The following is a 14,381-nucleotide window of genomic DNA, read 5'->3' as shown; positions in this document are numbered from 1 at the left end:
CGGGTATACGCCCGTTAACCAATACCTGCAACACCTTCAGGCTTATTCAAGCAAATTTATTCCGGACAGCAGTGCGCCTGCGCGGGAATGACGGCGCTTAACTTTGCGACATTAGGGTCAGGTCCTGAATTCAGACGCAATTGGACGATTCGGCCTTCGCCGCAGCCAGCGCAATCTTAAAAAAAGATCATCTCCGAGCTACTTTCTCAAACACAAAGATGGTATATTTAATAATTCCATTAATGACAATTTCCGGAGAGAATTTATGATCAAAAAATACCTCAGCGCCACCCTCGTCGGCCTCTCGCTTCTGGCCGCCTCATCCTCTTCGAGCGCAAAAGTCATTGACTTTGAAGACATCAACTTCTCCCCGAGCGGCGGCTTTTCCGGCCAGGATTTAACCCAACGATACGGCCTGAATTTTACCGGTGGGCGCTATGGTTTCTCGACCTTGACCGCGACTAGCTACTCTGGTTGGGGCGCGCATTCCGGCAACAATTATGCCTGGGGCGACGGCTATAACATGGGCATCGAGATCTCCGGCAACAACATCACCTTGAACAGCTTCTGGGTACGCGGCGCGCTGATGGCGGATGACGTCGGGTCGATCACTGTACGCGCGTTCAAGGGTAGCAAAGCAGTGGCGTCCAAGGAATTCAGCTACACCGAAACTTATCATCTGGAGACATTCAACTTTGCTGGCATCGACCGCATCTTGATTACCAGCCGCGGTTCCGGCCCTGTTCTGCTTGACGACATCGATGTCGGATTCGCATCGCCAGTGCCGGAACCGGCATCCTACGCCATGCTGCTCGGCGGCTTGGGCCTGCTTATGCTGGCGGCGCGGCGCCGGAAATCGTCTTAAGTCCGCATGGACGAGGTGGCCCAGTCCTCTATCTCCTCGCCTCCTGCGCGACGGGGCCGGGTCTTGAATTTAGACACGGGCTGAGCTGTTGACGGATGATTAGGTCTAAAGCGCGCGCCCTCGGCGCGCGAGGCTGGGCGCGTCGCGCCCAGCAGTTGGGCGATTCGGAGCGGGATGGCCCGGTAGGGCCATGCCCTTCGAATCTCACACGGGGAGCGCGCAGGCGCTCCCCTCGCTTCCGCCAGGAAACAAATAAAAAACCGCCTCTTGGGCGGTTTTTTATTTGTTTCCTGGCGGAAGCGGTGAGATTCGAACTCACGAACGGCTCTCACCGTCGGCAGTTTTCAAGACTGCTGCCTTCAACCACTCGGCCACGCTTCCTGGGTGGCAGCATTATACAGATTTCTTACGCCGCCCGGGAAGTTCTTCCCGCCCCCCAGTTCTCGCGCAGCGCCCGCTCGAACGCATCCGCTTCCAGCGGTTTGGAGAACAGGTAGCCCTGCACTTCGTTGCAGCCGGAATTTTTCAGGAATGCCAGCTGCTCGACGGTTTCCACCCCTTCCGCAATCACTTTGTGCTTCAATTGCTGAGCGATGCTGATGATGGTGTTGGCGATCGCGCAATCGTTGGTGTCGTCGGGGATGCCGATGGTGAATGAACGGTCGATCTTCAGGGTGTCGATCGGGAAGCGCTTCAGGTACGACAGCGATGAGTATCCGGTGCCGAAATCGTCCAGCGACAAGGTCACGCCCATCGCCGTGATGCGGTCCATGATGCCGATCACGCGGTCGATGTTGTGCATCAGCGTGCTTTCGGTGATTTCCAGCTCCAGCCAGGATGGCTCCAGCCCGTAGCGCTTCAGGGTGTCGGCCACGCGCCCCGGCAAGGCCGCCGTGAATTCGCGCGCGGAGACGTTGACCGCCAGACGGATCGGCGGCAGGCCGGCGTCTTTCCACGCCTGCGCCTGCGCGCACGCGGTTTCCAGCACCCATTCGCCCACTTGCACCACCAGGCCGGTGGCCTCGGCCAGCGGGATGAATTCGGACGGCGGCACCAGCCCGCGCTCCGGATGGCGCCAGCGCACCAGCGCCTCGGCGCCGATGATTTTGCCGTCCGGGATGGAGTACTTGGGCTGGTAGTGCAGCAGCAGCTCGCCATTGCCGAGCGCGTTGCGCAGGCCGGTTTCGATGCGCATGCGCTCCTGCATGCCCTGGTTCATGTCCTGGCTGTAGAAGGCGATGTGGTCGCCGTCCGCCCCGCCCTCCTGCTTGGCGCGGTACATGGCGATGTCGGCCAGGCGCAGCAGGGTTTCGGCGTCGTGGCCGTCCTGCGGGTAGACGCTGATGCCGATGCTGCCGCCCACGCGCAAATCATGGCCTTCGACGATGATGGGCTCGGTCAGCGTGGCCAGCAGCTTTTGCGCCACCATGCTGGCCTCGAAGTGCTGGCCGATGTCGAACAGGCCGACGGCGAATTCGTCGCCGCCCAGGCGCGCCACCAGGTCCTGGTCGCGCAGCACGCTGCGGAAGCGGCGCGCCACTTCCACCAGCAGCTGGTCGCCGATGTTGCGGCCCAGGGTGTCGTTGATCAGCTTGAAGCGGTTGAGGTCGATGAACAGCACGCAGCCGTGCGCCTTGTTGCGCTGCGCCACCATCAGGGCCTGGTCGACCAGCTTGGTCAGCAGGGTGCGGTTGGGCAGGTTGGTCAGCGCGTCGTAGTACGCCAGGTGGTGGATGCGCTCCTCCGCCATCTTGCGTTCGGTGATGTCGGTCAGGTAGGCGATCAGGCCGATCGAGCGGTCGTTGATGTCGCACAGCGGCGACAACGACAAGCTGGCCCAGAACACCTCGCCGTTTTTCTTTTTGCGGCGCACTTCCATCAGGCGCCCGCCGTGTTCGAGGAAGGCGTCGTGGAAGCCGATGTCCTCGTCATCGTAGAGAAACAGGATGTTGCGGCCCACCGCCTCCACCGCGGTGTAGCCGAACAGGCGCTCCGCCCCCTTGTTCCAGCTGATGATGAAGCCGTTCATGTCCATGGTCAGCACGGACTCGTGGATGTGGTCGAGGATCTGCGCCTGGTGCTGCAGCTGGGCTTCCACCTGCACGTAGGCGTGGGTGGTGCGCTGCGCCACCGAATGCACTTGCAGCACGCTGGCCGCGAGGCTGGCTAGGCTGGCCAGGTGCTGCCGGTCCTGCTCGCTGTAGTGCGCGCGCCCCGAGACCACGAAGCGGCCGAACAGGTGTTCGTCGAAGGCGATGTCCTGGCTCAGCGAGGGCACGGCGTCGTCGTTGGCGGCCACCACCGGCTCCAGCGGCGGATGCAGCAGCATCGACAGCGAATCGGCCGGGATGTATTCACCGAGCGGACTGTTGAGCACGGCGCGGACGATGCGTCCCAGTTCCTCCGTGAGCGCCGCGCCGCGCAGGCGCAGCACCGCGTCGCATAAGGCCGCGCTGTTGGTCAGGAAGTCGGTGACGGGTTGCGCGAGCATGGTTTAGATATTCCTGCTCACCTGGATCGCCCAGTGGTAAGCCTGCAACTGCGCTTCCCAATAGGCCTCGTGCGAAATGCCGGCCCGCGCGAGGCTGGCGGCGTCCTTGTGTTCGACCAGCTTGAGCAGGTCGCCCAGCGGGCCGGCGCGGTCCAGCAGCGCCATCACCACGTCGAGGTCGAGGCTGAGGGCGGCGACGATTTCGGTCATCGGCATGGCCAGCAGCACGTCCAGCAGCGAGAACACGCCGGCCACGAAGGCCATGTCCTGCTGGTCGCGGTCCCAGCCCAGCGACTTGGCCAGCCCTTCCATCATGGACGCGCGCACCGCCGCCAGCGGCAGCAGCGGATTGGCCAGGCCGTCATCCTGCTGGCGCGCGTACAGCAGCAGTTGCAGCCAGCGCTGCAGCTGGCGCCGGCCCAGCACGTTGATGGCCTGGCCGAAGCTGTGGATCGGCGAGCTGAGCGCGAAGGCGGCCGAATTCACCAGCTTGAGTAAATGGTAGGCCAGCGCCGGATCCTGCTTGAGCAGCACCTCCAGCTCGCGCGAGTCGGCGTCGCGCGCCAGCAAGCCCAGCAGCGCGAGCAGGCGCTTGCGCGAGGTGCCGTCGCCGAGGTTGTTGTCGTGTTCCGGATGCAGCGCGAAGTCGCCGGCGAACCAGCTGAAGCCGGCCTTGGCGCATTCGGCGATGCGCGACTCGCTGCGCATGCCGGTGGCCAGGTGCGGCCCCGGCTGGGCCACCAGCGCCAGCACCGGCGGCAGCGTGAGCGAGGCGTCCACCATCAGCGAACGGGCGCCGCACATGGTGGCGGCCGAACCCTCGGCCACGCCGTCCAGCATGATGCGGTAGCCGGCCTCGGCGTAGCCGGACAGCTTTCGTTGCACCGCGAGGTCGGCGCAGGCGGCGGCCGGGACGCGCAGGATGATGTGGTTGGCCGGCAGCGTCTCCAGCTGGGACAGCTCCAGCGATTGCGGATGGGGCACGGGAAGGATGCAATCCATGGGCGCCAACGCGGCAAACGCGTCGGGCGTTTTCAACAGCGTCAGGGCCGCCTGGAAAGCGTCGCCGGCGTCGGGCGATAGCTCAAACGTCAGTGCCACCCACTCGTTCTGAGCGTTGGATACTGCTTGTAATTCCACCAGTGGAAACGGGCTGATTTCAGGCGCAGACATCAATATCTCATCGAGGTTATCCGCGTCATCTTAGACTAACACTTGACTTAAGGCAATCAAATACCACACAGGGAGTAATGTAATTAGCAATATTACCAGTATAAGACCAATGACCGGGCGCGGAACGTTTTCTTTTGCACAATTGCAATAATTCGCGGTCGAGCTGGAATATAGCAGATATTGCCGTGGAAACACGTTCTCTTGAAAATTGCTTAACAGTATAGGCAGTGCGCGTCGGGTTTTTCACCACATGGTAGCGGTCTCATCGTTATTGCGCGTGCTGCACCGCGAAGCGGATCAGCTCGGCCTGGCCCTCGATGCCCAGCTTGCGCTTGATGTTGAGGCGGTGGGTCTCCACCGTGCGCACGCTGAGGTCGAGCGCGCGCGCGATCTGCTTGTTCGACTCGCCGTTGGCGATGTGGCGCAGCACCTCGTGTTCGCGCGAGGTCAGCTGGTTGTCCTGGTTCTGCGGCTGGGCCAGCTGGCGGGCCAGGGCGGCGCTGTAGTAGATGCCGCCCGACATCACGGTCTCGATCGCCACCACGATGTCCTTGCCGGGCGCGTCCTTGAGCACGTAGCCGCGCGCGCCCGCCTGGATCGCCTGCGACACGTACTCCACCTTGTCGTGCATCGACAGGATCAGCACGGCGATGCGCGGGAACGCCTGCTTGAACAGCGCGGTCGCCTCGATGCCGTTGACGCCGCGCATATTGATGTCCATCAGCACCAGGTCGACCGGGTGGCGGCCGGCCTGCTCCAGCGCCTCGCTGGCGCCGCCGGCCTCGGCCACCACCTCGAACTGCGGCATGGCTTCCAGCCGCGCGCGCAGGCCATCGCGCACCAGGGGGTGGTCGTCGACCAGCAGGATTTTGATCGTATTCGTCATCGTGGTTCAGGTTGGGTTGGGGGCTTGGGCGGTCACCAGCGTGCCCTCGGTGGAGGACACGATCTCAAAATGGCCGCCTATCGCGTCCATGCGCTCCATCATATTGCGTAATCCGATGCCGCGCTTGGGATGCAGGGCGATGCGCTCGGCGTCGAAGCCATGGCCGTTGTCGCGGATCCGCAGCGTGACATGGTGGGCGTCGCCGGCCAGCGTGATGCCGACGTGGCTGGCGCCGGCGTGGCGCTCGATATTGGTCAGCGCCTCCTGCGCCAGGCGGAACAGCACGGTGTTGGCCACGTCGGGCAGGCCATCGGTGCCGCCGGACGCCTCGAAGTGTACCGGGGTTCCGCTGCTGAGGGTGTACTCCTTGGCCAGGTGCTGCAGCGCGGCGGCCAGCCCCAGGTCGTCGAGGATGGCCGGGCGCAGGTTGTGCGAAATGCGGCGCACCTCGGCCATCACATTGCTGAGCTGGTCGGCGGCGTGCTCGAACACGGCGTGGGCGGCCTGTCGCTGGCCGGGATCGCCGGAGCCGAGGCGTATCATGCCGGCCTCGATCTGCAGCTTGATCGACACCAGCCACTGGCTGATGCCGTCGTGCAGGTCGCGCGACAGCCGCGCGCGCTCCTCCTCCTGCGACTCCACCACGCGCTGGGCCAGCACCTTGAGCTTGGCGTCGGCCACGCGCAGCTCGCTGATATTGAGCGCCAGCCCGGAGCTGGCCACGGCCACGGCGGCCGCGATGGCGATCCCGGCGATCCACAGCATGGTGTTGTGGATGTTGCGCGACTGCTGGACGTCGATCTTGGCCAGCGCCTGGTCGACGTCGTCGAGATAGATGCCGGTGCCCATCATCCAGCCCCACTTGGGCATGGCGATCACATAGCCCAGCTTGGCCACCGGCTTATGGGTGGAGGGCTTGACCCACATATAGCGCTCCAGCCCGCCGCCGGCCTTGGCCCGTTGCAGCAGGTTCTGGATGGTCAGCTGGCCGTTCTGGTCGCGCAGGCCATACAGGTTCTGCCCGACCAGCTCGGGCTGGCGCGGGTGCATCAGGGTGTTGCCCTGCATGTCGTACAGGAAGAAATAGCCGTCGTCGCCATAGCTGAGCGAGGACAGGATGCGCTTGGCCTCGTTGCGGGTGGCCTCGTCGTCGCGGCCGGAGTCGTACAGATGGGCGATGGAATGCGAGGCCAGCGCCACGTAGTGCCTGAGTTCGGCCTCCTTGCTGCTCAGGTAAGCCTGCTGGATGGTGGCGCGCTGCTGCGCGGCCAGCAGCACCGACTGGTGGCGCACCGCCAGCGCGATCGCGCACAGGGCCAGGATCAGCGGCGTGATGGCCAGGAAAATCACTTTTTGCCGCAACTTCATGCGGGTACTCCTCGTAAGCTGGTAGGCGCGATTCTACGCCTGTGTGCGCCGCCAGGCCTACGTAGTTATACGCAGCGCGCTTGCGTAGTGCTGCGCTTGCGGGCTGATATCAGCGTGATGAATACTAGACATAAGCAAATCCGGGGTCAGGTCCTCCATTTCTACACGAGCCCGGCGGTAGGCGCGCCTACCGCCGGGCTCGTGTAGAAATGGAGGACCTGACCCCGGATTGGAGACAACCTTGGAGGAAATAATATGAATACTCTACCGAATACCCTGGCGAGCAAGCTGGGCTGGGCCGCGCTGGCGCTGGCCGGCGCCTCGGCGCTGGGCGTGGTGGCCCTGCATCGCGGCGAATCGATCAGCGCCATCTGGATCGTCATCGCCGCCGTCTGCGTCTATCTGATCGCCTACCGCTTCTACAGCCTGTACATCGCCGACAAGGTGCTCGGCCTGGATAGCCGCCGCCTGACCCCGGCCGCCCGCATGAACGACGGCCTCGACTATGTGCCCACCAACAAGAACGTGCTGTTCGGCCACCACTTCGCCGCCATCGCCGGCGCCGGCCCGCTGGTCGGCCCGGTGCTGGCCGCGCAGATGGGCTACCTGCCCGGCATGCTGTGGATCCTGGCCGGCGTGGTGTTCGCCGGCGCGGTGCAGGATTTCATCGTGCTGTTCATTTCCATGCGCCGCGACGGCCGCTCGCTGGGCGACCTGATCAAGTCGGAGCTGGGCCCGATCCCGGGCAACATCGCCCTGCTCGGCACCTTCATGATCATGGTCATCATCCTGGCGGTGCTGGCGCTGATCGTGGTGAAGGCGCTGACCGGCTCGCCCTGGGGCAGCTTCACCGTGATGGCCACCATCCCGATCGCGCTGTTCATGGGCGTGTACTCGCGCTACATCCGCGTCGGTCGCGTCGGCGAGGTGTCCATCATCGGCTTCGTGCTGCTGATGGCGGCCATCTTCGGCGGCCAGTGGGTGCAGGAGAACCCGGCGCTGGCGCCGATGTTCACCTTCACCGGCACCGAGCTGACCTGGATGCTGATCGGCTACGGCTTCGTCGCCTCGGTGCTGCCGGTGTGGCTGCTGCTGGCGCCGCGCGACTACCTGTCGACCTTCCTCAAGATCGGCACCATCGTCGGCCTGGCGCTGGGCATCCTGATCGTCGCCCCGCACCTGCAGATGCCGTCCATGACCAAGTTCATCGACGGCACCGGCCCGGTCTGGGCCGGCTCGCTGTTCCCCTTCCTGTTCATCACCATCGCCTGCGGCGCCGTGTCCGGCTTCCACGCGCTGATCTCGTCCGGCACCACGCCCAAGATGATCGAGAATGAAACCCACGCCCGCTTTATCGGCTATGGCGCCATGCTGATGGAATCCTTTGTTGCCATCATGGCGCTGGTGGCGGCCTCGACCATCGATCCGGGCGTGTACTTCGCCATGAACTCGCCGGCCGCGCTGCTCGGCACCACGGCCGAGTCGGCCGCGCGGGCGGTGTCGCAGATGGGCTTCTACATCACCCCGGACATGCTGCTGCAGACCGCCAAGGATGTTGGCGAGCACAGCATTATCTCGCGCGCCGGCGGCGCCCCGACCCTGGCCGTGGGCATGGCCCACATCCTGTCCGGAGTGATCGGCGGGCGCGAGATGATGGCCTTCTGGTACCACTTCGCCATCCTGTTCGAGGCGCTGTTCATCCTCACCGCCGTCGACGCCGGCACCCGCGCCGGCCGCTTCATGCTGCAGGACCTGCTGGGCACCTTCGCGCCTTCGATGAAGAAGACCGAGAACACCTTCGCCAACCTGGTCGCCACCGGCCTGTGCGTGGCGGCCTGGGGCTATTTCCTGTACCAGGGCGTGGTCGATCCGCTGGGCGGCATCAACACCCTGTGGCCGCTGTTCGGCATCGCCAACCAGATGCTGGCCGCGATCGCGCTGATCCTCGGCACCTGCGTGCTGTTCAAGATGAAGCGCGGCCAGTACGCCTGGGTCACCATCGTGCCGACCGTGTGGCTGCTGCTGTGCACGCTGACGGCGGGCTGGCAGAAGATCTTCGACGCCAACCCGAAAGTCGGCTTCCTGGCGCACGCCGCCAAGTACCAGGCCGCGCTGGACGAGGGCAAGGTGCTGGCCCCGGCCAAGTCGGTGGCCCAGATGCAGCAGGTGATCTTCAACGACTACCTCGACGCCTCGCTGGCCGGCTTCTTCGTGATCGTGGTGCTGAGCGTGCTGGTGTTCGGCGCCCGCACCGTGCTGGCGGCGCGCGCCAACAGCAAGCCGACCGTCAACGAGAGCCCGATGGTGCTGGCCACCGCCAAGGTGCAATGATGCTGGGCGACATCGCCAAGGCCGGCCGCTACCTCGGGCAAAGCGTGCGCCTGATGATGGGCCTGCCCGACTACGATGTGTATGTCAGCCACCGCGAAGCCACGCATCCGGGCGAGCCCTACATGACGTACGAGGAATTCTTCCGCGAACGGCAGGAGGCGCGCTACGGCGGCGCGGGCAAGCGCGGCGGCTGCTGCTGAACAACGTCATTCCGGCGCAAGCCGGAATGACTTTTTTTTCGTCCTCGGAGGAACTTTTCGCCCGGCCCCGCCATCCAAGCAGGATGGCATACATTTACCAACAGGCATGTGCACGCAATATCGGCTGGGTCACGCCGGCCGAGCAAGCCGCCCTGCGCCACAAGCGCGTGGCCATCGCCGGCATGGGCGGGGTCGGCGGCGTGCACCTGCTGACGCTGGCGCGGCTGGGCATCGGCGCCTTCCACATCGCCGACTTCGACACCTTCGACATCGCCAACTTCAACCGCCAGGTCGGCGCCACCATGTCCTCGCTGGGCCAGCCCAAGGTCGACGTGCTGGCCGCCATGGCGCTCGACATCAATCCCGAGCTCAAGCTGGCGCGCTTCCCCACCGGCGTCAGCCAGGACAACCTGGCCAGCTTCTTCGACGGTGTAGACTTGTACGTCGACGGCCTGGATTTCTTCGCCTTCGGCGCCCGGCAAGCCACCTTCGCCGCCTGCGCCCGGCTCGGCATCCCGGCCGTGACGGCGGCGCCGTTGGGCATGGGCACGGCGCTGCTGAACTTCCTGCCCGGCCACATGACGTTCGAGCAGTACTTCGACTGGGGCGACCGGCCGGAGCTGGAAAAAGCGCTGCGCTTCCTGGTCGGGCTGGCGCCGGCCGGGCTGCACGGCGGCTACCTGGTCGATCCCTCGACCATCAACTTGAAAGAGCGGCGCGGCCCGTCTACCATCATGGGCTGCGAACTGTGCGCCGGCGTGGCCGCCACCGAGGCGCTGAAGATACTGCTGCGGCGCGGCGACGCCCGGCCGGCCCCGTGGGGCTACCAGTTCGACGCCTACCGCAACAAGCTGGTGCGCACCTGGCGCCCCGGCGGCAACCGCAACCCCCTGCAGCGGCTGGCCATGATGCTGGCGCGGCGACGACGGCCCGGAGAACCACATGAATAAAATGGAACAGCATCCGGCGCCCAGGCTCGATGCGACGCTGGAACAAATCCTCGACCTGGCGCGCTGGGCGCCCAGCGGCGACAACACCCAGCCGTGGCGCTTCGAGATCCTCGACGAGCGCCGGCTGGTGGTGCACGGCCACGACACGCGCGACCATTGCGTCTACGACCTCGACGGCCACCCGAGCCAGATGTCGCTCGGCGCGCTGCTCGAGACCATGGCCATCGCCGCCAGCACCTTCGCGCTGGACATGCGCGCCATGCGCCACACCGACACGCCCGACACCCGCCCCACCTTCAGCGTCGAGTTCCTGCCGGCGCCCGGCCTGGCGCCCGATCCGCTGGCCGACGCCATCCTGGCGCGCAGCGTGCAGCGGCGCGCGCTGAGCCGGCGCCCGCTGACGGCCGCCGAGAAGTCCGCGCTCGACCTGGCGCTGCCGCCGGGCTACCAGGTGCGCTGGCTGGAGGGCGGCCAGCGCCGGGCGGCCGCGCGCCTGATGTTCCGCAACGCCAGGCTGCGCCTGACCATGCCGGAGGCGCACCGCGTGCACCAGGCCGTCATCGAGTGGAACGCCCGCTACAGCGAGGACCGCATCCCCGACCAGGCGCTCGGCGCCGACCCCATGACCACCAGGCTGATGCGCTGGGTGCTGCGCGACTGGCGCCGTGTCGATTTCTTCAACACCTGGCTGGCCGGCACGCTGGCGCCGAGCCTGCAGATGGACCTGATCCCCGGCCTGGCCTGCGCCGCCCACTTCCTGCTGGTGGCCGACCAGCCCCCCCAGCGGCTCGACGATTACGTCGCCGCCGGCCGCGCCATGCAGCGCTTCTGGCTGACCGCCACCGCGCTGGGCCTGCAGCTGCAGCCCGAGATGACGCCGCTGATCTTCGCCCGCTACCTGCGCGAGGGCCGCGTGTTCTCCACCACGCCGGGCATGCGCGAGCAAGCGCTGCGGGTGTCGCGCCAGGGCGAGGCGCTGGCCGGCCGGCAGGACTGGCAGGCGGCCGTGTTCATGGGGCGCATCGGCGCCGGCCGGGCGGCGCGGTCGCGCTCGCTGCGGCGGCCGCTGCGCGACCTGCTGCTCCCGTCCGGGAGCCCGTGATGCGCGCCATCAAGCCGGGCCAGGTCGCCGTGTTCCTCGGGCTGCTGGCGCTGATCCTGGCGCTGGCCATCGCCACCACCGCGCTGCTGTTCGGCGGCCTGCCGCTGGGCGACTTCCGCGGCGTCGCGCTGGTGGCGCTGGGCGTGCTGCTGGTCTACCTGTACGCCTTCCTGGTCTACCGCTGCTTCCTGCTGGCGCTGCCGCTGCGCGAGGGCGAGGTGGCCGAGCATTCGCGCCACGAGCTGGCCGCCAACGTCAACATCCTGTTCTACCTGTTGCTGTTCAACTCGCTCATCCGCACCCACTTCATCCCGGTGCCGCTGCAGCGCCTGATCTACCTGGCGCTGGGCGCGCGGCTGGGCGCCAACACCTACAGCGCCGGCGCCCTGCTCGATCCGCCGCTCACGCGCATCGGCAGCAACACCATCATCGGCCACGACGCCGTGGTGTTCGCCCATGTGATCGAGGGCGCGCGGCTGGAGCTGAAGGCGGTCCACATCGGCAACACCGTGACCATCGGCGCCAAGGCGGTGGTGATGGCGGGCGTGCGCATCGGCGACAACGCCATCGTCTCCACCGGCGCGGTGGTAACCAAGGATACCCAGATCGCCGCCGGCGAGATCTGGGGCGGCATCCCGGCCCGCCGCATCAAGGCCGCGCCGTGACGGAATTCTTTACACCGCGCCGCCGCAAGGCCCGCGCGCCGCGCGCAAGTCCCTGATTTCACAAGGATCGCCGGCACTGGCAAGGCTTTTGCTCCTTGATCGTCACGGCTTCGATTCCCGTGGCCCTACTTCGAGGAGCACACATGAAAACCACCCAACCCGCGCTGGCCGGCGCCCTGCTGGCAGCCGCGCTGGCCGCGCCGCTGACCGCCAGCGCCGGCCCCACCCTCGGCCTTGATCCCACCGGCACCGGCACCTACACCACCTTCGCCGACCTGTGGACCAACGTCACCGACACCGGTCTGGCCACCGGTTTCGTTCCCGGCCGCATCGTCGGCCCCGGCGCCAGCGCGCCCTACCTGACCGAGCTGCGCTCGCAAATGGTGGTCGGCACCATGTCCAACAGCAACATCCCCGCCATCGTCACGCCGGCCGGGCTGAACAGCAACTTTGAAATCAGCAAGGTGGTGCGCTTCCAGGAACTGGTCACCGCGCAAACCGCCACCACCGTCAACTTCGGCCTGCCCGCCTCGCAATCGGCCGCCATGGACGTGGACCCGCTGCGTCCCGGCGTGCAGAACCTCGCCATCTTCCTCGACAACATCACCGACGGCAGCAAGGCCGTGCCCGGCAACGGCGGCAACACCGTGCGCTGCTACGGCGAAGGCGTCACCTCCGCCGGCTGCGGTGGCGGCGGCGGCGATGGCGACGGCATCATGATCATGTCCGGCCACCTCGTGTTCAACGAGGCCAGCTTCAGCGCCTCCGGCGCGGTCGGCACCGGCTCGTTCGACTCGCGCTTCATGATCGACTATGTCGACCCCAACTACCTGGACGCCGTCACCGGCTCCATCTTCGTCGACAAATTCACCGGCACCACCAACGTGCCGTCGTTCTTCACCCCAACCATGATGTGGGACGGTTCCACGCCCACCACAGTGCCCTTCCTCAAGGTGGACTCGTCGCAAAGCTTCGCCACCATTCCGGAGCCGGCCACCCTGGCACTGATCGGACTGGGCTTCGCGGGACTCGCGCTGGGCACGCGCCGCAAAGTGCAGTCGTGACCGCGGCAGCGGTCTTTACAGCGGATCGGCCCCTCCCGCCCGATCCGCTTTTTTATTGCCGCAAGATTTGCGCCAGCAGCGCGGCCAGGCGGGCGCCGGCGTCGTAACGCTGGAACTGCTGCGCCACCCGTCCCGCCGCCGCCCGTGGCTCCGGCTCCTCCAGCAGGCGCAGCGCGGCGGCGCGCAATTGCTCCTCCACCAGGCGGTCCGAGCGCAGCAAGGCGCCGGCGCCGGCGCGCAGCACCCCATCCATGTTCAGGTATTGATCGAGATTGCCGGCCACGCCCAGCACCGGCACCCCGGCCGCCAGCGCCTGCTGGCTGGTCGGGCTGCCGCCGTTGCAGATCACCAGCCGCGCGCGCCGCGCGGCCTGCTCGCCGGGCAGGTAGCTGGCGACGCGGGCGTTGTCCGGCAGCGTGCCGGGCGTGACGGTGCCGGCGGTGGCGGCCATCACCGTCAGCGGCAGCGGCGCCAGGGCCTGCAGCACCCTGGACAGCAAGGCGCCCTGCCCCGAGCTGCCCAGCGTGACGTAGACGACGTCGCGCCCGCCCGGCAGGGCGTCCCACCAGGGCGGCGGCTCGGTCGGCGGCGACCACATGACCGGCCCCAGATAGGAATGCGTCATCGGCAAGTCGTGCGCGGGGAACATTTCGGGAATGTCGGCGTACAGCACGTGGTCGGCGTCGGTGTAGACGCGCCGCAGGTCATGCCCGAGGGACGGCAGGCCGTAGGCGCGCCGCACGCGGTTGAGCGGACGGCTGTGCAGCGCGAACGCCAGCGGCCGCGCCAGCGCGAACAGGCGCTCGGCCAGCGCGATCGGCAGCACGCGCGCCAGCGGCAGCGCCGGCACCCGGTAGCGCTGCCGGACGTACGGGCTCCAGTAGGCGTTGGTCACGCTCACGTACGGCACCCCCGCCAGCCGCGCGCTGACCGACAGCGACAGGCGGAAGTCGCCGATCACCACGTCCGGCCGCACCGCCTGCAGCAGGCGCATGTCGTCCAGCACGTACTCGCGCAGCGTGGCCGCGTCGTACACCGGCTTGCCCGCCGCCAGCGCGGCCAGGAAGCGCGCGCTGGGAATGCTGTGCAGGGGCCAGCTGGTGACATCGCTGCCCTTGAGAAACATGTCGTAGCCGGGCGCGCACGCGAGGTGCACCGCGTAGCGCCGCCGGTCCAGCGTGCGCGCCAGCGCCAGCGGCCGGCCCACGTGGGCCAGCGTCACCGCCTCCGCCACGAACAAGATTTTTTTGCGTTCCATCCTCCCAGCTTGCAGCGCCGCGCGGCGC

The 14,381-nt window shown here is 66.7% G+C and carries 12 protein-coding genes and 1 tRNA gene; 7 read left to right on the top strand and 6 right to left on the bottom strand.

Annotated features, from left to right (window positions below):
- Nucleotides 1-265 precede the first annotated feature (265 nt).
- Nucleotides 266-865 (top strand): PEP-CTERM sorting domain-containing protein, encoded by a 600-nt coding sequence (locus FHW83_RS24040; RefSeq protein WP_176648885.1) that lies wholly within the window; start codon nucleotides 266-268, stop codon nucleotides 863-865.
- A 291-nt stretch (nucleotides 866-1,156) separates the two neighbouring features.
- Here the strand turns inward: FHW83_RS24040 and FHW83_RS24035 are convergent.
- The 5 genes from FHW83_RS24035 to FHW83_RS24015 form a co-directional block, all read right to left on the bottom strand.
- A tRNA-Ser gene (locus tag FHW83_RS24035) sits at nucleotides 1,157-1,246 on the bottom strand.
- Nucleotides 1,247-1,271: 25 nt separating this feature from the next.
- Nucleotides 1,272-3,356, bottom strand: a complete 2,085-nt coding sequence (locus tag FHW83_RS24030; protein ID WP_176648884.1) for a bifunctional diguanylate cyclase/phosphodiesterase — start codon at nucleotides 3,354-3,356, stop codon at nucleotides 1,272-1,274.
- Between the two features lie 3 nt (nucleotides 3,357-3,359).
- The gene (locus FHW83_RS24025) at nucleotides 3,360-4,529 is read right to left on the bottom strand and encodes an EAL and HDOD domain-containing protein (RefSeq protein ID WP_176648883.1); all 1,170 of its coding nucleotides are present in this window, start codon (nucleotides 4,527-4,529) and stop codon (nucleotides 3,360-3,362) included.
- Between the two features lie 268 nt (nucleotides 4,530-4,797).
- The gene (locus FHW83_RS24020; RefSeq protein ID WP_176648882.1) at nucleotides 4,798-5,415 is read right to left on the bottom strand and encodes a response regulator transcription factor; all 618 of its coding nucleotides are present in this window, start codon (nucleotides 5,413-5,415) and stop codon (nucleotides 4,798-4,800) included.
- A gap of 6 nt (nucleotides 5,416-5,421) precedes the next feature.
- Nucleotides 5,422-6,783 carry a cache domain-containing protein gene (locus tag FHW83_RS24015; protein ID WP_176648881.1) on the bottom strand — a complete coding sequence of 454 codons (1,362 nt, stop codon included), beginning with the start codon at nucleotides 6,781-6,783 and terminating at the stop codon, nucleotides 5,422-5,424.
- A 255-nt stretch (nucleotides 6,784-7,038) separates the two neighbouring features.
- Between FHW83_RS24015 and FHW83_RS24010 the strand changes: the two genes are divergently transcribed.
- The 6 genes from FHW83_RS24010 to FHW83_RS23985 all read left to right on the top strand — a co-directional run bounded on the left by FHW83_RS24010 (nucleotide 7,039) and on the right by FHW83_RS23985 (nucleotide 13,095).
- Complete coding sequence (locus FHW83_RS24010; RefSeq protein WP_176648880.1) at nucleotides 7,039-9,114, top strand: carbon starvation CstA family protein; 2,076 nt, start codon at nucleotides 7,039-7,041, stop codon at nucleotides 9,112-9,114.
- Nucleotides 9,114-9,314, top strand: coding sequence for a YbdD/YjiX family protein (locus FHW83_RS24005; RefSeq protein ID WP_176648894.1), 201 nt, complete (start codon nucleotides 9,114-9,116; stop codon nucleotides 9,312-9,314). The genes FHW83_RS24010 and FHW83_RS24005 overlap by 1 nt, the downstream gene beginning before the upstream one ends.
- An 83-nt stretch (nucleotides 9,315-9,397) precedes the next feature.
- Nucleotides 9,398-10,264, top strand: coding sequence for a ThiF family adenylyltransferase (locus tag FHW83_RS24000; RefSeq protein ID WP_176648879.1), 867 nt, complete (start codon nucleotides 9,398-9,400; stop codon nucleotides 10,262-10,264).
- On the top strand, nucleotides 10,257-11,366 hold the full coding sequence (locus FHW83_RS23995) for a nitroreductase family protein (RefSeq protein WP_176648878.1): 1,110 nt from the start codon (nucleotides 10,257-10,259) through the stop codon (nucleotides 11,364-11,366). The genes FHW83_RS24000 and FHW83_RS23995 overlap by 8 nt, the downstream gene beginning before the upstream one ends.
- Entirely contained in the window at nucleotides 11,366-12,031 is a 666-nt protein-coding gene (locus FHW83_RS23990) for a DapH/DapD/GlmU-related protein (protein ID WP_176648877.1), read from the top strand. Before FHW83_RS23995 ends, FHW83_RS23990 begins: the two co-directional genes overlap by 1 nt.
- A 143-nt stretch (nucleotides 12,032-12,174) precedes the next feature.
- A complete protein-coding gene (locus tag FHW83_RS23985; RefSeq protein ID WP_176648876.1) occupies nucleotides 12,175-13,095 on the top strand; it encodes a PEP-CTERM sorting domain-containing protein in 921 nt (306 codons plus the stop codon).
- 52 nt (nucleotides 13,096-13,147) lie between these two features.
- Here the strand turns inward: FHW83_RS23985 and FHW83_RS23980 are convergent, their stop codons facing one another.
- Nucleotides 13,148-14,353, bottom strand: a complete 1,206-nt coding sequence (locus FHW83_RS23980) for a glycosyltransferase (RefSeq protein WP_176648875.1) — start codon at nucleotides 14,351-14,353, stop codon at nucleotides 13,148-13,150.
- Nucleotides 14,354-14,381 lie beyond the last annotated feature (28 nt).

The organism is Duganella sp. SG902 (genome assembly GCF_013376005.1).
Classification (GTDB): Bacteria; Pseudomonadota; Gammaproteobacteria; order Burkholderiales; family Burkholderiaceae_D; genus Rugamonas.
This window is presented reverse-complemented; position numbering and strand designations above follow the sequence as displayed.